Consider the following 18,677-nt stretch of genomic DNA (forward strand, 5'->3'; position numbering starts at 1 on the left):
AGGGGTGCGGTACATGTTGATCATGAGGTTGACGGCAGTTATCGATCTTCAAACCGCCGTCAACCTCATGATCGACGCTGGGGCTTCGGGTCAGCCTTCGACGCCGAGGCGCTGCAGGATCAGCTCACGCAGCGTCTTCGCGTCGGCCTGACCACGGGTGGTCTTCATGACCGCGCCGACCAGCGCGCCGACCGCCGCGACCTTGCCGCTGCGGATCTTGTCGGCGATGCCGGGGTTCGCGGCGATCGCCTCGTCGACGGCGGCGGTGAGCGCGCCGGTGTCCGACACGACCTCCAGGCCCCGGCTGGTCATGATCTCGGTGGGCGAACCCTCACCGTCGACCACGCCCTCCAACACCGTGCGGGCCATCTTGTCGTTGAGCTTGCCGGCGTCGACCAGACCCTGAAGCTCGGCGACCTGGGCGGGGGTGGCACCGATCTCGGCCAGCTCCACACCGCTCTCGTTGGCCCGGCGGGACAGCTCACCCAGCCACCACTTGCGGGCCGCCGCCGGGGTGGTGCCGGCAGCCACGGTGGCCTCGATCAGCTCGACCGCGCCAGCGTTCAACACCGACTGCATGTCCAGGTCGGAAAGGCCCCACTGCTCCTGGAGGCGACGCCGGTGCACCCGGGGCAGCTCCGGCAGAGCGGCCTTCAGCTCGGCGACCCAGGCCGGGTCCGGGGCGATCGGCACCAGATCCGGCTCGGGGAAGTACCGGTAGTCGGTGGCCGTCTCCTTCGAGCGACCCGGGGTGGTGTCACCGGTGTCCTCGTGGAAGTGGCGCGTCTCCTGGGTGATCCGGCCACCCGCGTCCAGCACCGACGCCTGCCGCAGCATCTCCGAACGGACCGCCCGCTCCACCGACCGCAGCGAGTTGACGTTCTTCGTCTCGGTGCGGGTGCCCCACTCCGCGCCCGGCAGGTTGAGCGAGGTGTTCACGTCGCACCGCAGCGAACCCTCCTCCATCCGCACGTCGGAGACGCCCAGGGTGCGGATCACGTCCCGCAGCTCGGCGACGTACGCCTTGGCCACCTCGGGGGCGAGCGCACCGGTGCCCGTGATCGGCTTGGTGACGATCTCGACCAGCGGGATGCCGGCCCGGTTGTAGTCGACGAGCGACTCCGTCGCCCCGTGGATGCGGCCGGTGGCGCCGCCGACGTGCAGCGTCTTGCCGGTGTCCTCCTCGAGGTGCACCCGCTCGATCTCGATCCGCACCGTCTCGCCGTTGACCTCGACGTCCAGGTAACCGTCGACGCAGATCGGCTCGTCGTACTGGCTGATCTGGAAGTTCTTCGGCATGTCCGGGTAGAAGTAGTTCTTCCGGGCGAACCGGCACCACTCGGCGATCGAGCAGTTCAACGCCAGGCCGATCCGGATGATCGCCTCGATGGCCGCCTTGTTGGCCACCGGCAGCGACCCGGGCAGGCCCAGGCACACCGGGCAGACCCGGGTGTTCGGCTCGCCGCCGAAGTCGGTCGGGCAACCGCACCACATCTTGGTGTTCGTCCCCAGCTCGACGTGGGTCTCCAGGCCGATCACCGGTTCGAAGCGCGCAACGACCTCGTCGTACGCGGGCAGTGTCGTGGTCATGAGACGCTCCAGGCGCGATCCGGACAGAACCTGTCCAGCCTAATGGGGTTGTCCGATCAATCCTCGGGCGGGTTTCGTCAGGGGCGCGTGGCGTCGTCGGCGGCGGGGTAGGGAACGGCGATGACGAATACGGGGAGAGAGTCAGGAGCGCAGGCCCGGCCGGGCATGGAGGCCCGGCGGCGCTCAAGCCGGATGACCAGGACCGCGGTGGTGCTGTTGGCGGCCACCGTCCCCGCCACGTTCGCCATCGGGATGCTGATCTCCGACGGGAAACGGGATGCCGGCGACCCGCTGATCCGGCTGCTGCTCCCCCTGGTGACTGCGACGCTGGGCATCGCCATCATCCTGCTGATCAACGCATGGATGACGAGAAACTCTTCTCTGTCCGACGGCGCCGACCCGGCCAGCCGTCGGCGGGTGAAGGCGGCACTGCGCGACGGGTCGACCACGGACCCGCAGATCGACGCGCTGGCCCGCAAGGAGGCTGAGCAGCAGGCACGTCGACGGTGGGTGTTCTGGGCCCTCGGTGCTGTCCTGGCGTTGCAGATGCTGAACGCCATCAGCACCGACCGCACGTCCGCCCGCTGGACATCCGGGCTGGGCGCGGTGGTCTGGGCGGTGCTGCTCTATCAGCACTGGCGCACCACCCAACGGGCCCGCCGCTATCTCGCCGGTCGGCCAACTGCCGAAACAGCCGAGGCGGGTCACGGACCGGCGTGAACCGCCCGTCCCGACCCGCCTCGGCCCCGTTCGTGCCTACAGCGCCGGCGGGGTGAACGTGCCGATCGCCGACTCCAACGCGGCGGCGACCCGGTACATCCGGTCGTCGGCCATCGTCGGGGCCATCACCTGCAGGCCGACCGGCAGCCCCTCGGAGAGCCCACACGGCACCGAGATGCCCGGCCCGCCGTACAGGTTCGTCGGAATCGTGTAAAGGTCGGCCAGGTACATCTGGTACGGGTCGGCGGTCCGCGCACCGATCGGGAACGCCACCGACGGGGTGGTCGGCGAGATCAGCGCGTCGACCCGCTCGAACGCGGCAGTGAAGTCCCGGGTGATCAGCGTCCGAACCTTCTGCGCCTGCCCGTAGTACGCGTCGTAGTAACCCGACGACAGCGCGTACGTGCCGATCATGATTCGGCGCTTGACCTCCGGGCCGAAGCCGGCCTCGCGGGTCAGCGACATGACCTCCTCCAGCGACCGGTTGCCGTCGTCGCCGACCCGAAGGCCGAACCGGACACCGTCGAACCGGGCCAGGTTGGAGGAACACTCGCTCGGGGCGATCAGGTAGTACGCCGGCAGGGCGTACGCGAACGTCGGGCAGGACACCTCGACGACCTCGGCACCCATCTTGGTCAGTGCGTCCACCGACTCGCGGAACGCGGCCATCACGCCCGGCTCGGCACCCTCGCCCACGAACTCGCTCACGATGCCCAGCCGCACACCGGTCAGGTCACCGGTAGCGCCGAGCTTCGCCGCCGCCACCACGTCCGGCACCGGCTGCGGGATGGAGGTGGAGTCACGCGGGTCGTGCCCGCCGATCACCTGGTGCAGCAGGGCCGCGTCGAGCACGTTGCGGGCACACGGGCCCGGAGTGTCCAGCGACGAGGAGAAGGCCACCAGCCCGTACCGGGACGTGCCGCCGTAGGTGGGCTTCGCGCCCACGGTGCCGGTGACCGCGCCGGGCTGACGGATCGAGCCGCCGGTGTCCGAGCCGATCGCCAGCGGCGCCTCGTACGCGGCCAACGCGGCAGCGCTGCCACCACCCGAACCACCGGGGATCCGGCTCAGGTCCCACGGGTTGTGCGTCGGGCCGTACGCCGAGTATTCGGTGGACGAGCCCATCGCGAACTCGTCCATGTTGGTCTTGCCGAGCATCACCGTGCCGGCCTCCCGCAGCCGCTGCACGATCGTCGCGTCGTACGGCGGGCGCCAGCCCTCCAGGATCTTCGATCCCACGGTGGTCGGAATGCCCTTGGTGGCTAGCACGTCCTTGACCGCGACCGGCACACCCGCGAGCGGGCCCAACTCCTCGCCGGCGGCCCGGCGCTCGTCCACCGCGCGGGCAGCGGCGAGCGCGCCCTCGGTGTCGACGTGCAGGAAGGCGTGTACCCGGTCGTCGACCGCGGCGATCCGATCCAGGTGCGCCTGGGTCACCTCGACTGCGGACGTCTCGCCCCCAGCGACCAGGGCCGCGATCTCCGTCGCGGTCATACTGATCAAATCGCTCATGCCGTCACTCCGCTTCGCTCCGCGACGCCATGAGGCACCACGGCGCTGTACTGCTGATTCGCTCGCTGCCGCTCGCTCATGAGGCCACATCCTCGGTCAGGATCCGCGGTACGCGGAACCGCTGGTCCTCGGCATCGGGCGCGCCCGACAGCGCTTCCTCCGGGGTCAGGCACGGCGTGACGACGTCCTCGCGGAAGACGTTTGTCAGCGGCACCGAGTGCGAGGTCGGCGGGATGTCCACGGCGGCGACCTCGCCGACCTGGGCGACCGCCTGGAGGATCACGTCGAGCTGGCCGGCGAACGTGTCCAGCTCCTCCTCGGTGACGGCGAGCCGCGACAGGCGCGCCAGGTGCGCGACCTCCTCGCGGGAGATGGCGGCCATCCGTGCCCCCTTCTGAATTCCTGCTGGTCGGGCGGTGTGCCGGCCGCGCGACAGGTGGAGCGTGACACGCGGTGACCGGAGCGAGTCTATTGTTCCGCTCCGGTGCCGCGTCCCCGACTCCCCCTCCAGCGGCCCTCGCGCCGGGTCAACGGGTGGGGCGGCGAGCGGCATCCGGCTGCGGGTGCCCGCCGGTCGGGCGGACCGGCCGGTACCGGGTCAGCCAGGTGACCAACTCCTCGGCCGGCATCGGCCGGGCGTAGAACCAGCCCTGCGCGGCGTCGCAGCCGGCGGCGTGCAGCATCCGCCAGGTCCGTTCGTCCTCGACACCCTCGGCCACCACGCGCAACCCCAGCGCGCCGGCCAGCTCGATCATCGACCGGACGATCGCCGCGTCGTCGGTGTCTTCGGCCATACCGAGGACGAACGACCTGTCCACCTTCACCTCGGACAGCGGCAACCGGCGCAGGTGCTGGAGCGAGGAGTAGCCGGTGCCGAAGTCGTCGAGCGCGATGGCCACCCCGATCCGGTGCAGCCGGGAGATGGTGGCCAGCACCCGACGCGGGTCGGCCATCAACGCGCCCTCGGTGATCTCGACCTGAAGCCGCTCGGCCGGCACCCCGTAGCGGGCCAGCCGGTCGGCGATCTGGTCGGCGATCTCGCCGGTGTGCAGGTCACGGACGCTCACGTTCAGCGCCGCGCGCAGGCCGATGCCGGCCGCCGACCACTTGGCGAGCTGCTCCACCACGTCGTCGACGACACGACGGGTGAGCAGTCGCATCACGGCGCTCTGCTCGGCGACCCGGATCAGTTCCTCCGGGTCGACCATGCCCCGACGGGGGTGCCGCCACCGCAGCAGCGCCTCGACGCCGACCACCTCGCCGGTCGCGATGGCGATCTGCGGCTGGTAGTACATGGTGATTTCCCCGGCGTCGTCGGCCGGCTCCTCGTCCGCGTGTGCCCATCCGGTCGGTTCGAGCGGCTGCCCGGGTGCACCCGACCCGACGTCCCGCCGCGCCCCGGTGCGACCCCTGCCCAGCGCGCTCCCGTTCGTCGACCGCCGGCCGATCCCGCCCCCGGCGCGCCGCTCCCGGGCCGAGCCGGAACGGGTGCCGGCGACAGTGGCACGGGCGTTGCGGCCCCGGATCGGGTCGGCTCCGGTGGCGATCCGGTTGATCAGCTCATCGGAGTGCACCAGGTCGGCGTCGGTGTGCCGACGGCGGGCCCACCAGCGGGCAGCTCCCGGCCGTGCTGTTGCGACCGCCGACGCCGGATCCGCCGCTGGCGCGGACCGGTCCGACGCCGCGGTGGGCAGCGCACCCTCGGCCGGCGCGCCGGTGGGCAGCGCCGCCCCGTCACCGCCGCGCACCTCCGCCGACGCGACAAGGGGTACGTCGGCAGTCCGCTCGGCGTCACTCGGCCCGCTGTGCCGGCCGTTGCCGTCCGGCTGCGCGTCCTCCTCCGGGGCTGCTGCTTCGACCTCTGCTGGCAACTCGGTCGACGGGCTGGCTTCCAGTACGCGCCGCAGGTCAGCGAGGAGGCCGAGTCGCTCGGCGGAGTTGTGGTCGGACTCCGGGGCGTACACGGCCACCGTGTCGTTGCGGTGCTTGGCGTCGTACATCGCCACGTCGGCGTGGCGCATCAGGGTGGCGAAGTCCTCACCGTGCTCGGGGAAGAGGGCGATTCCGATCGACCCGCCCACGTCCAACGGCAGCCCGTCGAGCGGCACCGGCTCGGCCAGCGCCTGGACCACCCGGTCGGCCAACTCCCGCGCCTGAGCGACGTCGGTCAGCCCGGTCATCACGATCGCGAACTCGTCACCGCCGAGCCGGGCGATCATCTGTGGTCGAGGCTGCATGTCGGTGAGCCGGGCGCTCACCTCGACCAGCAGCCGGTCGCCCACGGCGTGCCCGAGGGCGTCGTTGACGTTCTTGAAGCGGTCCAGGTCGATCAGCAGGAGCGCGAGCTGCCCGTCGGGTTCGCCGCGGGCGGTCCGCTCGGCGTGCAGGTGCACCTGCTCGGCCACCTCGGCCAGCAGCGCCTTGCGGTTGGGCAGACCGGTCAGCGGGTCGGCGGCGGCGAGGTGCTGCTGTTCGTTGGTCAACCGCGCCATCCGGTAGACGGCGAAGAGCGGCACCAGCACCAGCGGGATCAACGCGGCGCTGACCCGCGCCGCCGCGACCAGCACCGGGGCGAGCAGCAGCAGCGAGCCGGTGGAGAGCAACTCGAAGCCGAGGCCCTGGCGGAGGGTGGGCCACCACCGGTCCCCGAAACGCAGCCGCACCGCCCAGCTGACCAACCCGTAGTTGACGACGAACCAGGCCAACGCGGCACCGCCGACGGCGGCCACGTCGGTCCAGTGCAAGCGCCCGCCGGAGAAGATGGTGCCCGAGCCGAGCTGGATCACCCCGTACGCGGCGGCGAGGGCGCACGCGTACTGGCCGACGTTGAACGCCGTGCGCCACGCGGCGTGCCGCATCCGCCAACCCGAGACGACGACGCCCACCGCCTGCACCACCACCGCCGGACCGAGACCCCAGCCGAGCAGGATGGCGAAGGTGAAACAGGTGGACGGGAACACCGCCGACGTCTGCCGGCGCCCCGGTGGCACGAACGGGCGCGCGTCGCAGACCACAGCGAGCACGGCCATCGTCCAGAACGCCACCGGCAGGTCGGGCAACTCGCCGGGGAGCGTCGCGAGTGGAACGGCGGCGGTCAGCGCGGCGACCGCCAGGATGCCGGCGACGAAGGCGGCGAACGGTGCGACCCGTCCCGCAGGAAGCGAGTTGCGTGGGTCGGCGACCTCCACCACACCTCCCGACCGACCATCGGCGTGCCGGTGCGCGCGCCGTGACCCAATGAAACGCCCTCGGCCCCCAGTTTCCCGGTATGACAGTCACGAATCGGTCGTAGTCGTAATTAAGTTGGTATACGCGGCCAGTCGCCGTGCCCAGCGACCGGCCGGGTCAGTCCCCCAGCTGAGCGACCTCGCGCGCGGCGTCCGGGCCCGCGTCCAGCAGAAGCCGGAACCCGTCCTCGTCGAGCACCGGCACCTTGAGACTGACGGCCTTGTCGGCCTTCGACCCGGGGTTGTCCCCCACCACCACGAAGCTCGTCTTCTTGGAGACCGACCCGCTGACCTTGCCGCCCCGGCTATGCACGGCCTCGGCGGCCTGGTCGCGGGAATAGCCGGCGAGGGTGCCGGTCACCACCACCGTCAACCCCTCCAGCGGGCGCGGCCCCTCGTCGACGGCCTCCTCCGCCATCCGTACGCCGGCCTCGGCCCACTTGCGGACGACCTCGCGGTGCCAGTCCACAGCGAACCATTCCCGGATGCTGGCGGCGATGGTCGGCCCGACGCCGTCGACGGAGGACAGCTCCTCCTCGGTGGCCGCGTCGATGGCGTCCATCGAGCGGAAGTGCCGGGCGAGCGCCTGGGCAGCGGTCGGGCCGACGTGCCGGATGGAGAGCGCCACCAGCACCCGCCACAGGTCCCGTTCCCGGGCGACCGCGAGATTTTCCAGCAACTTGGTGGCGTTGGTGCCCAGGCTGCCGTCCTTGTTGACGAAGAACGGCGACCGGGACAGCTGCTCGGCGTCGAGGTGGAAGAGGTCGCCCTCGTCGCTGATGATCTCCGCGTCGAGCAGGGCGGCAGCGCCCTTGTAGCCGAGCACCTCAATGTCGAAGCCACCCCGACCGGCGAGGTGGAACACCCGCTCCCGCAACTGCGCCGGGCAGCTGCGGGTGTTGGGGCAACGGATGTCCACGTCGCCCTCCTTCGAGGGCGCGAGCGGGGTGCCGCAGGCCGGGCAACTGGTCGGCATGACGAAGGGCCGGGCGTCGGCGGGCCGCAGATCGACCACCGGGCCGAGCACCTCGGGAATCACGTCGCCGGCCTTGCGCAGCACCACGGTGTCCCCGATCAGCACGCCCTTGCGCTCCACCTCGCGGGCGTTGTGCAGGGTCGCGAGCGCGACTGTGGAACCGGCCACACGCACCGGCTCGAGCACGGCGAACGGGGTGACCCGGCCGGTGCGCCCCACGTTGACGTCGATGTCGAGCAGCTTGGTGGTGACCTCCTCCGGCGGGTACTTGAAGGCGATCGCCCAGCGGGGGGCGCGACTGGTCGACCCGAGCCGGCCCTGGATGGAGACCGGATCGACCTTGACCACCACGCCGTCGATCTCGTGCTCGACGTCGTGCCGGTGCTCGGCGTAGTAGGCGATGAACTCCGCCACGCCGGCCAGGTCCGGGACGACCCGCCACCGGTCGCTGGTCGGCAACCCCCACGACCTGAGTGCCGCGTACGACTCGGACTGCGCCGTGGGTTGGAACCCACGGCGGGCGCCGATGCCGTGCACCACCAGGCGCAACGGCCGGGTGGCGGTGACCCGTGGATCCTTCTGTCGCAGGCTGCCGGCGGCGGCGTTGCGGGGGTTGGCGAAGGGCGCCCTGCCCTGCTCCACCAGACCCGCGTTGAGATCGGCGAACGCCGCGATCGGGAAGTAGATCTCGCCCCGGACCTCCACCAACTCGGGGACGTCCCGAAATTCGGCGGACGGGACGAGCTGGCTGGGCACGTCCCGAATGCTGCGCACGTTTGCCGTGACGTCCTCACCGGTGCGCCCGTCGCCCCGGGTGGCGGCCCGGACCAGCCGGCCGTTCTCGTAGGTCAGGTTGATCGCCAGGCCGTCGACCTTCAGCTCGCACAGGTAGGGCACCGGACCGCCCGCGTCCCGTTCGACCCGCTCGGCCCAGGCTGCCAACTCCTCGTCGGCGAAGGCGTTGTCGAGCGAGAGCATCCGTTCGGCATGGGTGACCGGGGTGAAGTCGGTGGAGAACGTGCCACCCACCCGCTGGGTCGGCGAATCGGGCGTCCGAAGCGCCGGGAACTCCTCCTCCAGTGCCTCCAGCTCGCGCAACTGCCTGTCGAAATCGGCGTCGGGGATGGTCGGCGTGTCCAGCACGTAGTAGCGGTACTGGTGCTCGGTCAACTCCTGACTGAGCGCGGCATGCCGTTCCCGGGCCTGCGGCGTCGGCTCAGCCCCGGCCGCCGCCTCCTGCGCCGGGCTGACCTGCTGACCGATCTGCTCCTCGGACACACCGCCACCTTCGGACACGCCTGCGACCTCCCTGATCACGCTACTCCGGCACCGTATCGGGCCGGTGGGACAATCCGCCGCCCACCCGCGCCCGAAGCGACCCCACCCTCAGCCGGGCCCGGTGATCCCGTGACGCTCGGTAGCCGTCGGCCGGCCGTTCCAGCTACCGACCATCGAGTGACGGCCGGCGTGGCGTCGTCGAGGTGTGCGTGCGGCGGCGGCGCGGCGGCGCGGCGGGGCGGCGGCGGGGCGGCGGGGCGGCCGCGGTGTGGTTGGCGGGCGGCACGGGCGGCGGCGTGCAAGGATCGCCGGACGGTGCGACCGGCGGGTCGCCGCAACGCGGAGGTACGGATGCGCGAGGCACTGCTCTGGGCGGTGGCGATCCTGCTGGCCGTGGCGGCCGGCTGGGCGTGGAACAGTTGGCGGCACCGGGTGGCCAACCGGCGTCCGGGCACCCGGCCGGATCGGGGCGACGCCGGTGGCCGTCGGTCCACCCCGCCGCGGCCCCGTGGCGCCGAACGGCCCTCCACCAAACCCCGCTCGCGCGACACCGACCGGCACGGCGACGCCCCGGCGGCCGGCGAGATCTGGTGGGCCGACGTGCCGTACGCCGACGGCAGCGGGTCAAAGGTGCGCCCGTGCCTGGTGCTGCGTGCCGACTCCCGGGGCGCCGACGTCCTGAAGATCACCAGCCAGGACAAGAGCGACCGGGACGACCACGTGCGGATCCCGACCCGGGACTGGGACCCGGGCGCGGAGCACGACAGTTACCTCAGCCTCACCGAGCCGATCCGACTCAACTCGGCCGCCTTCGCCGACCACGCCGGCCGCTGCGACGCCGACCTGTGGCGGAAGGTCCGCAGCCTGCGCCACCTTCCCACCGCCTGACCACTCTCGACCGCCTTCATGCCCGCCCGCCAGCCATGATCGACTCGGGTTCCTGAAAGTCGTGGTGTCCTGAGCCCTCGGATGCCCCGGTTTACAGGAACCCGAGTTGGTCATGAGCGGCGCCCGGCCGCGCAGGTCGGGGCAGGCCACGCCGGCCGCGCCGGTCGGGGCACAGAGCACGCCGGCCGCGCCGGTCGGGGCAGGCCACGCCGGCCGCGCCGGGTCAGTCCCAGGTCGCGCCGAGTGTGGCGAGCTGGTCCGCGTACTCGATGCGGTTGACCCATTCCCTCGGCCAGGCGGCCATGCCGACGGCCGCGCCCACGAACGCGCCGGCCAGGGCGGCGATCGAGTCGGAGTCGCCGGCGGTGGTCGCGCCCCGGGCCAGCGCCGGGACCGGGTCGTCGGCGTGCCGTACGGCGCAGAGCAGCGCGGTGGCCAGCGCCTCCTCGGCCACCCAGCCCTCTCCGGTGGCCCGGCACGGGTCGCCACCGTCGTCCGGCTGCGCGAGGGTGTCTGTCAGTCGGCCCAGCACTGCCAGGCACTCGTCCCAGCCTCGCGCGATGAACTCCTCCGGCGTGCCGACCCCCGGGCGCTGCCAGAGGTCGCCCAGCCACCGCTCCCGGTAGACCAGGCGTTGGGACAGCGCCCGCTCGGTGAGCAGCGCGGGCACCTCAGGCAGGGTGGCGCCCGCGCGCAGCGCGAAGACCGCGTACGCGGTGAGTTCGCTGGCGGCCAGCCCGGTCGGATGGCCGTGGGTCAGCCCGGCCTGCAACTGGGCCAACCCGGCGAGCGTGTCGAGGTCCACGTCGAGCAACCCGACCGGGGTGACCCGCATGTTGGCCCCGCAGCCCTTCGAGCCAACCACCGTCGCCTCCTGCCAGCGCACCCCACGGCTCAGCTCGGCGCAGGCGCGCAGGCAGGTCATGCCCGGGGCACGGTTGTTGTCCGGACTGACCGCCCAGGCCAGGAAGCGTCGCCGCAGCAGCGGCTCGACCGCCTCCGGCGTGAACGACGGCGCCTCGTGCAGCGCCCAACCCACCGCCAGGGCCATCTGGGTGTCGTCGGTGACCAGTGCGGGCTCGCCGACCAGCTCGCGTGGACCGGTCGGGCCGTACCGGCGCTCGATCTCGGCGACGGTCAGGAACTCGGTCGGCTTGCCCAGCGCGTCACCGTAGGCGAGGCCGAAGAGTGAACCGGAGGCGCGCAGCGCAGAGGTGGGGGTCACGGCGGCCATGATGCCCGGCCGCCGCAACCCAGGTCAGCCTCAATCCCAGCACAGGCAGAACGGGTGGCCGGCCGGGTCGGCGTAGACCCGGAAGCCCTCACCCTCACCTGGCAGCCGCCGCGCACCCAGCGCGAGCGCCGCCTTCTCGGCGGCCTCGATGTCGTCCACCGTCACATCGAGGTGGAACTGCTGTGGGCGCTCGGGATCTGGCCAGACCGGTGGGCGCAGGTTGAGCGCCTGTTGGAAGGCGAGGCGCGGCTGGTGACCGGGCGGGCCGCCCAGCACCACCCAGTCGTCATCGGAGTCGCCCTCGGCGAGCGGGACGCCGAGCAACTCGGCGTAGAACGCCGCCAACGCCCGCGGATCCGGGCAGTCGATCACCACTGAACGCAGCTGTCCAATCATGACCGTCATCCTGCCCACCGGGTACGACAGGAAACCTCAGTCCTCGGCGAGGCGCCGCCCGGCGTCCCGGCACGCGGCGAGCACCGCCCGCGCGTACTCCGGGGTGGCGCCGGCGAGGCCGCAGGCCGGGGTGACCACCACCTGCTGGGCGAGTTGGCGACGAGGGAAGCCGAGGCGGTCCCAGACCTGGCGTACCCGCTCGGCGATCTGCGCGGAGTTCGGCGCGCCACCGGCCGACGGCGGCCGGGTCGGCGCGGCCCCGGCCAGCAACCCGAGGCCGGCGTCGATCGCCTCGCCCAGCGGGTCGAGCTTGGTGACCAGATCAAGGTCGAGGGCGACCGCGACGGCGCCGGCGGAGCGGATCAGCTCCAGCGGCACGTGCGGGGCGCAGCAGTGCACCAGCGTCGGCACGCCGACCGCCTCGACGACAGTGCGCAGCAGGGCGGCGGCGTCCACCGACTCGACCGCCCGGTACGCGCCGAACCCGCTCTCGGTCGGCACCCGCCCGGCCAGCACCGTCGGCAGTGATGGCTCGTCCAGTTGCAGCAGGACCGACGCCTGGGGCAGCCGGCGGGCGACCGCCGCGACGTGCGCGCGAAGCCCTTCGGCGAGGGAGCCGGTCAGGTCGCGGACCGCGCCGGGATCGCGCAACAGTCGACCACCGATCGGCAACTCCAGCGAGGCGGCCAGCGTGAGCGGGCCGGCGGCCTGCACCTTGATCGGCCCGGCGTACCCCTCGGCCTGCTCGGCGAGCTGGTCCAGGTCGCGTTCCATCAGGTCGCGGGCCCGGCGCAGGTCGCGGCCTGGGCGTGGGGCGACCCGCCACCGCCCCGCGTACACCTCGACCGGCAGCTCGACGAGCAGTCCGGCGGACCGGCCGATGATGTCCGCTCCGGGGCCACGGGCCGGCAACTCGGGCAGGTGGGGAAGCTCGGGAAGCTCACCGAGGACCACCCGCTGAGCCTCGCCGATGTCGGTGCCGGGCAGCGAGCCGATTCCGGTTGCCGCGCCGGCCGGCCAGGGCCACGCCTGATCTGTCACGGGCGAAGGCTATCCCGGAAACACCCGGGCCGTGCGGTCAGCCGGTGATGGTCGCGGAGCCGAGGACCACGTCGCCGGCCGGGTCCGGTCGGTACGCCACCAGGGCCTGACCGGCGGCGACGCCGCGTACCGGTCGGCGCAGCTCGGCGTGCAGCCGGTCACCGTCGAGGGCGACTGTCGCCGGCACCACGTCGCCGTGCGCGCGCAACTGCACCTCGCACTCGACCGGGGCGTCCGGCCGGGCGCCGCCGGTCCAGACCGGACGTACGGCGTGCACGTCGGACACGTCCAGGGCCTCGGCCGGGCCCACCGTCACCGTGTTGGTCTTTGGCGTGATGGAGAGCACGTAGCGTGGTCGACCGTCCGGGGCGGGCCGGTCCAGGTGCAACCCGCGACGCTGCCCCACCGTGTACGCGTACGCGCCGCTGTGACTGCCGACGACCGCGCCGGTGGAGGCGTCCACCACGTCGCCGGGCGCCTCGCCGAGCCGGCCGGCCAGGAAGCCGCGGGTGTCCCCGTCGGCGATGAAGCAGATGTCGTGTGAGTCCGGCTTGTCGGCCACGGCCAGGCCACGCTCGGCGGCCTCGGCGCGGACCTGTGCCTTCGTCAGGTCACCGAGCGGGAAGATCGACCGGTCGAGCTGCTCGCGGGTGAGCACGGCGAGCACGTACGACTGGTCCTTGGCCAGGTCGACACTGCGCCGCAGCAGCCCGTCCGCGCCGAGGCGGGCGTGGTGCCCGGTCACCACCGCGTCGAACCCCAGGGCCACCGCCCGGTCCAGCACCGCCGCGAACTTGATCTTCTCGTTGCAGCGCAGGCAGGGGTTCGGCGTACGACCGGCGGCGTACTCGGCGACGAAGTCGTCGACCACGTCCTCGTGGAAGCGGTCGGCCATGTCCCACACGTAGAACGGGATGCCGATCACGTCGGCCGCCCGCCGGGCGTCCCGGGAATCCTCCAGGGTGCAGCAGCCGCGCGCCCCGGTCCGGTAGGTCTGTGGGTTGCGCGCGAGGGCCAGGTGTACGCCGGTCACGTCGTGCCCGGCCGCCACCGCCCGTGCCGCCGCCACGGCCGAGTCAACCCCACCCGACATCGCCGCCAGAACCCTCACTGACCCACTCCCCTTCCCCGTCCCCGCCCGTTCCCCCACCACAACCCTATCCACCAGCCCCGAACCCCCCGCCACCCCACAAACCCAACCCAACCCCCAACCCCCACGCCCACGCCCACGCCCACGCCCACGCCCACGCCCACGCCCACGCCCACGCGATCTTGCACTTTCTGCTGCGACATATGCCGCACAAGACGCGAACAGACGACAGGAAGTGCAAGATCGCGGAAATCAGGGGGTGGGGGGTTAGCGGGGGGTGCGGAGGGCTGCGGCTCGGCGGGCTCGGTCGACTGCTGCCGGGAGGGCCGCGATCAGGGCGTCGACGTCGGCCTGGGTGCTGGTGTGGCCCAGTGTGAAGCGCAGCGAGGAGCGGGCGCGGTCGTCGTCGGCACCCATCGCCAGCAGCACGTGCGAGGGCTGGGCCACGCCGGCCGAGCAGGCGGAGCCGGTCGAGCAGGCGATTCCCTGCGCGTCGAGCAGGAGCAGCAGCGCGTCGCCCTCACAGCCGGGGAAGGAGAAGTGCGCGTTGCCGGGCAGCCGATCGGTCGGGTCACCGTTGTAGATCACCTCGGGCACCGCCTGGCGGACCCGCTCGATCAGGTCGTCGCGGAGCGCGGCCACCCGGGCCGCGTACTCCTGCTGACCCTTCACCGCCGTCTCCACGGCGACCGCGAAGGCGACGATGCCTGCGGTGTCCAGGGTGCCGGAGCGGATGTCGCGTTCCTGGCCGCCGCCGTGCAGCAGCGGCGTGGCCGGCACGTCCCGGGCGAGCAGCAGCGCGCCCACTCCCATCGGGCCGCCCAACTTGTGCCCGGTGACGGTCAGCGCGGCGACCCCGCTGGCGCCGAAGTCGACGGGCACCTGTCCAACAGCCTGGATGGCGTCGGTGTGGAAGGGCACACCGTGTTCGGCGGCGACGGCGGCCAGCTCGGCCACCGGCTGGACGGTGCCCACCTCGTTGTTCGCCCACATGGCGGTGACCACGGCCACCTGGTCGGCGTGCGCGGCCAACTCGGCGCGCAGGGTCTGCGGGTCGAGCCGACCGACGGCGTCCACCGGAAGCCAGCCGACCTCGGCGCCCTCGTGCTGGGCCAGCCAGTCGACCGCGTCCAGCACCGCGTGGTGCTCGACGGAGCTGGAGACCACCCGGCGGCGGTCGGAGCGGGCTGCGCGGCGGGCCCAGAAGACGCCCTTGACCGCGAGGTTGTCGCTCTCCGTGCCACCACCGGTGAAGATCACTTCAGAGGGCCGGGCGCCCAGCACAGCGGCCACCTGTTCGCGTGACTCTTCGACCCGGCGGCGGGCACGGCGGCCCGACGCGTGCAGGGAGGACGCGTTGCCGACCTCGCGGGCGGTAGCGACGTACGCCTCCAGTGCCTCGTCGAGCATGGGAGTCGTCGCCGCGTGATCCAGGTAAGCCATCACCGTTCAGCGTACGGCCGACACCTTGGGGACCGGATGCCGGAGGGGACTGCGCGTACGGGCCGAGGTGGAACTCCACCCCGGCCCGACGTGCGCGGGCCCGGTCAGGCGGGCACCGCGGTGACGACGATGTTGTCGCGGTACTTGCGCGCCTTGGCGTCGAACGGCCCACCACAGGTGATCAGGGTCAGCCGCGGCTTGCCGTCGCGGGCGAAGTACCGGTCCAGCGGGATCTTGGTCTTGTCGTACTCCTCCCGGGCCACGACCCGGTACTTGCGGGCCTCGCCATCACTGCCGGTCGCGGTCAGGGTGTCGCCCTGATCGAGCTCCCGCAGCCGGAAGAACGCGCCCTTGCCCTGCTGGGCGCTGTCCACGTGACCAGCGATGACGATCGAGCCGGCGTTCGCCTCCAGGCCGGGTCCGTACCGGTACCAGCCGATCTTGTCGACGCTCGGCGGCACCTCGAAATCGCTGGTCCGCTTGTTGATGCCGACCGCGTTGATCGTGGCGGTGACGTCGATCGCCGGGATCACCAGCCGCACCGGCGGGACGATCTCCGCCCCGGCCGGCAGTTCGCCGACGGTCACCGGGACGGACTGGCCGTCGGCCGCGCTGGCCGACGGGGTCGGGGTGGCGGTAGCGAGGTTGGCCGCCTCGTCGCCGCCCACGTCCTCGGCCGGCTGGGAGCCGCACGCCACGAGCGTGGCGACGGTGAGCGCGGCAACGCCGGCGGCCATGGCCGCCAGCGCGCCGCGATTGCGCACCGTCACTCGCGGCCGGTCCGCGCGGTCGCCATCCGCACCCCACCACCAAGGAGCAGGAGTACGCCGGCACCGGTGAGCACGTACCACCAGGTGTCCACGCCCGTGCCGGCCTGTCCGCCGTCACCGCTGGGCACGCCACCCGGGGCGGAGTGCAGGCCGGTGATGGTCTGGGCCACCACGTCGAGGGTCTTGCCCTCGGCGGAGCCGATCGCGTAGACGATCGTGGCGGTGCCCTCCTTGAGGTTGAGGTCCGCCGGGCCGATGGCCACGGTGTCGGTGCCGGCGAGCACCACGTCCGCCTTCACCTCGCCCGCGTCGACGTCGCCCTTGGCCTCGTTCGGGTTGGTGAGGTCCTCGAAGACCGGCTTGCCACCGGCGCGGACGTCGACCGCCGGAGCGGCGGCGGTGTGCCGGACGATCAGCCGCGCCTTGCCGGCGTCGACCTTCGAGACGTCGTTCACGAACGGGGTGATCTTCGGCTGGCCGGCGGCGTCGAGGTGGGCCGCGATGCTGATGTTCGCACCGCCCGGCACCGCGGCGTTGTCGACAGTGAGGATCGCGCTGCCGATCGGCTCGCCCGGCTTGGTGAGCGCGATGTCGTAGTCGCCCTCCTCAAGGTTCAGCGGGCCGGCGACGTCACCGGGCTTGAAGTTGTCCAGCGTCTTCTTGCCGTTGACGTAGACGTCGACCGGGGTGTCCGGAATGCCGTGCACGACGGAGACCTTCGACGTGGCGGCGTACGCGGGGCCGGCGGTGAGCGCACCGACGCCGGCGAAGGCCAGCGCGGCTACCGCGCCGCCCGCGGCGACCCGACGGAAGTACGAGAGCTGCATGTCTGCCTCCTGGTGATAACTGCTGATTCGTCAGGCCTGGCTTGCAGAACGGGTTACGCCGGCTGTCGGACGGGCGGATGCGCCCCGGAGGCACTTTTCTTTTCCGGCCCCGACCGCATCCGCAACAGGGTCGGGAGACGAAGAGCAGGTGAGATGACATCGACCGGGGAAGTGGGGCGGAGACTGTGGCAGCTACAGTCGGGCATGCCCCATCGAAGGCGAGCCGCCCGATGACGGCGCTACGACAGGAACCGGACCCTCCGGTGGACGACCTCGACCGCAGGTTCCGTGACGGCGACGACGTAGCGCTGCGCGAGGCGTACGACCGCTACGGTCGTGCCGTGCTCCATCTGGCCACGTCCATGCTGGCGAACCGCAGCGACGCCGAGGACGTCACCCAGGCGACGTTCGTCGCCGCCTGGTTGGGCCGCGACACGTTCGACCCGTCCAAGGGGTCGCTGATCGGTTGGTTGCTCGGCATCGGCCGGCGAAAGGTGATCGACCGGATGCGCGCCTCGGCCCGGGAGACCCGGGTGGTGGAGACGGTCCGACAACTGCCCGAGCCGGCGCAGACCGAGCCAGATCCGGACCGCGTGGTGGACCGGTTGGTGATCGCCGACGAGTTGGCTCGCCTCCCGGACGACCAGCGACGGATGCTGGAGCTGGCCTTCTACGACGACCTGACACACCAGCAGATAGCCGCGGTGACCGGCGTGCCGTTGGGCACCGTGAAGAGTCACATCCGACGCGGCATGGCGAGCTTGAAGCGCAGATGGGAGGTGGACGGTGCAGCACCTGGACCACGACCGGCTGGTATTTCTGGCACTCGGTGAGAGCGAGGCGGACAACGGGGAGAGCGCCCACCTCGCCACCTGCGCGCTCTGCCGCGCGGAGGTCGCGAGCCTTCAGCAGGTGGCGGGGCTCGGCACCGAGACGCAGGGCCTGGCCGACCTGCCCGACCCACCGGAGCACGTCTGGCAGGGCATCGAGGCCCAGGTCAGGGCGGCGGAGGCTGGGCCGTTGCTGACCGAGACCCGTCGACACCGAGTGCCCGGGCAGGCCGACACCACGACGGCCGGGCAGGCCGATGCCACGACGGCCGAGCAGGCCGATGCCACGACGTCCGAGCGGACCTCCGACGCGGCGGCCGGGTCGACGGTGACCCGGCTGGACCCGGCACGGCGATTTCGCCGCCGGGGTCGCGGCTGGTCCGGTTGGGTGGCCACAGCGGTGACTGCGGCCGCCGCCGCGGCGGTCGGCGTCGTGGGCACCGTCTCGGTGCTCCGACCGGACGATCAGACGCCCACCCCGACGCCGGTGGTGGTGGCGAGCGCTCCGCTGGCCGCGTACGGCGCGACCCCGCCGACGGCCAGGGGTGACGCCCGGGTTTTCCAGGACGGCCAACTACATCTGCATGTGGCGAATCTCCCGAGCGTCCCGGGGTACTACGAGGTCTGGCTCATTAATCCGACGACCATGGAGATGTTCTCGGTCGGCACCCTGGGTGGCGGCTCGGACGCCCTGCTACCCCTGCCCCCGAATGTCGACCTCAAGAGCTACTCGGTGGTCGACGTCTCCGCCGAGCAGTACGACAACAACACCCGCCACTCCGGCGACAGCCTGCTGAGGGGCTCCCTGACGGGCTGATCGGCGGGCCGGCTCAGCTCCCCGGCTCGCCGATCAGC

Annotated in this window: 16 protein-coding genes; 4 read left to right on the forward strand and 12 right to left on the reverse strand. The window is 72.2% G+C overall.

What is annotated here, in order from left to right:
• Positions 1–90: 90 nt before the first annotated feature.
• Positions 91–1,590, reverse strand: coding sequence for an Asp-tRNA(Asn)/Glu-tRNA(Gln) amidotransferase subunit GatB (gene gatB, locus ACIBEF_RS12550; protein ID WP_396793521.1), 1,500 nt, complete (start codon positions 1,588–1,590; stop codon positions 91–93).
• Between the two features lie 192 nt (positions 1,591–1,782).
• Here gatB and ACIBEF_RS12555 point away from each other — a divergent pair, with 192 nt between their 5' ends.
• The gene (locus tag ACIBEF_RS12555) at positions 1,783–2,310 is read left to right on the forward strand and encodes a hypothetical protein (RefSeq protein ID WP_396793522.1); all 528 of its coding nucleotides are present in this window, start codon (positions 1,783–1,785) and stop codon (positions 2,308–2,310) included.
• A 36-nt stretch (positions 2,311–2,346) separates the two neighbouring features.
• Here ACIBEF_RS12555 and gatA read toward each other — a convergent pair whose 3' ends face one another.
• The 4 genes from gatA to ligA form a co-directional block, all read right to left on the reverse strand.
• Positions 2,347–3,822, reverse strand: a complete 1,476-nt coding sequence (gene gatA, locus ACIBEF_RS12560; protein ID WP_396793523.1) for an Asp-tRNA(Asn)/Glu-tRNA(Gln) amidotransferase subunit GatA — start codon at positions 3,820–3,822, stop codon at positions 2,347–2,349.
• A 76-nt stretch (positions 3,823–3,898) separates the two neighbouring features.
• Positions 3,899–4,204: an Asp-tRNA(Asn)/Glu-tRNA(Gln) amidotransferase subunit GatC gene (gene gatC, locus ACIBEF_RS12565; RefSeq protein WP_396793524.1), complete on the reverse strand. Its 306-nt coding sequence runs from the start codon at positions 4,202–4,204 to the stop codon at positions 3,899–3,901.
• A 145-nt stretch (positions 4,205–4,349) separates the two neighbouring features.
• Positions 4,350–7,010: a putative bifunctional diguanylate cyclase/phosphodiesterase gene (locus tag ACIBEF_RS12570; protein WP_396793525.1), complete on the reverse strand. Its 2,661-nt coding sequence runs from the start codon at positions 7,008–7,010 to the stop codon at positions 4,350–4,352.
• Between the two features lie 157 nt (positions 7,011–7,167).
• On the reverse strand, positions 7,168–9,303 hold the full coding sequence (ligA, locus tag ACIBEF_RS12575; RefSeq protein ID WP_396793526.1) for an NAD-dependent DNA ligase LigA: 2,136 nt from the start codon (positions 9,301–9,303) through the stop codon (positions 7,168–7,170).
• 315 nt (positions 9,304–9,618) lie between these two features.
• On the opposite strand from ligA, the gene ACIBEF_RS12580 reads away from it, so the two are divergent.
• Positions 9,619–10,191: a type II toxin-antitoxin system PemK/MazF family toxin gene (locus ACIBEF_RS12580; protein ID WP_396793527.1), complete on the forward strand. Its 573-nt coding sequence runs from the start codon at positions 9,619–9,621 to the stop codon at positions 10,189–10,191.
• Between the two features lie 223 nt (positions 10,192–10,414).
• Here ACIBEF_RS12580 and ACIBEF_RS12585 read toward each other — a convergent pair whose 3' ends face one another.
• The 7 genes from ACIBEF_RS12585 to ACIBEF_RS12615 all read right to left on the reverse strand — a co-directional run bounded on the left by ACIBEF_RS12585 (position 10,415) and on the right by ACIBEF_RS12615 (position 16,992).
• Positions 10,415–11,425: an ADP-ribosylglycohydrolase family protein gene (locus tag ACIBEF_RS12585; protein WP_396793528.1), complete on the reverse strand. Its 1,011-nt coding sequence runs from the start codon at positions 11,423–11,425 to the stop codon at positions 10,415–10,417.
• 30 nt (positions 11,426–11,455) lie between these two features.
• The gene (locus ACIBEF_RS12590; protein ID WP_396705411.1) at positions 11,456–11,821 is read right to left on the reverse strand and encodes a VOC family protein; all 366 of its coding nucleotides are present in this window, start codon (positions 11,819–11,821) and stop codon (positions 11,456–11,458) included.
• 36 nt (positions 11,822–11,857) lie between these two features.
• The gene (locus ACIBEF_RS12595) at positions 11,858–12,862 is read right to left on the reverse strand and encodes a methionine synthase (RefSeq protein ID WP_396793529.1); all 1,005 of its coding nucleotides are present in this window, start codon (positions 12,860–12,862) and stop codon (positions 11,858–11,860) included.
• A gap of 37 nt (positions 12,863–12,899) precedes the next feature.
• A complete protein-coding gene (mnmA, locus tag ACIBEF_RS12600) occupies positions 12,900–13,973 on the reverse strand; it encodes a tRNA 2-thiouridine(34) synthase MnmA (RefSeq protein WP_357221540.1) in 1,074 nt (357 codons plus the stop codon).
• A gap of 246 nt (positions 13,974–14,219) precedes the next feature.
• Positions 14,220–15,395, reverse strand: a complete 1,176-nt coding sequence (locus ACIBEF_RS12605) for a cysteine desulfurase family protein (protein WP_396793530.1) — start codon at positions 15,393–15,395, stop codon at positions 14,220–14,222.
• 104 nt (positions 15,396–15,499) lie between these two features.
• Positions 15,500–16,165 carry a class F sortase gene (locus ACIBEF_RS12610; RefSeq protein WP_396793531.1) on the reverse strand — a complete coding sequence of 222 codons (666 nt, stop codon included), beginning with the start codon at positions 16,163–16,165 and terminating at the stop codon, positions 15,500–15,502.
• Positions 16,162–16,992: a DUF4397 domain-containing protein gene (locus ACIBEF_RS12615; RefSeq protein ID WP_396793532.1), complete on the reverse strand. Its 831-nt coding sequence runs from the start codon at positions 16,990–16,992 to the stop codon at positions 16,162–16,164. Before ACIBEF_RS12615 ends, ACIBEF_RS12610 begins: the two co-directional genes overlap by 4 nt.
• 230 nt (positions 16,993–17,222) lie before the next feature.
• On the opposite strand from ACIBEF_RS12615, the gene ACIBEF_RS12620 reads away from it, so the two are divergent.
• Together ACIBEF_RS12620 and ACIBEF_RS12625 are read left to right on the forward strand one after the other, a co-directional pair.
• Positions 17,223–17,825, forward strand: a complete 603-nt coding sequence (locus tag ACIBEF_RS12620; RefSeq protein WP_357199535.1) for a sigma-70 family RNA polymerase sigma factor — start codon at positions 17,223–17,225, stop codon at positions 17,823–17,825.
• Positions 17,779–18,639: an anti-sigma factor domain-containing protein gene (locus ACIBEF_RS12625; protein WP_396793533.1), complete on the forward strand. Its 861-nt coding sequence runs from the start codon at positions 17,779–17,781 to the stop codon at positions 18,637–18,639. The genes ACIBEF_RS12620 and ACIBEF_RS12625 overlap by 47 nt, the downstream gene beginning before the upstream one ends.
• Positions 18,640–18,677 lie beyond the last annotated feature (38 nt).

It is taken from the genome of Micromonospora sp. NPDC050795 (assembly GCF_044456785.1).
In the GTDB taxonomy this organism is placed as follows: Bacteria; Actinomycetota; Actinomycetes; order Mycobacteriales; family Micromonosporaceae; genus Micromonospora.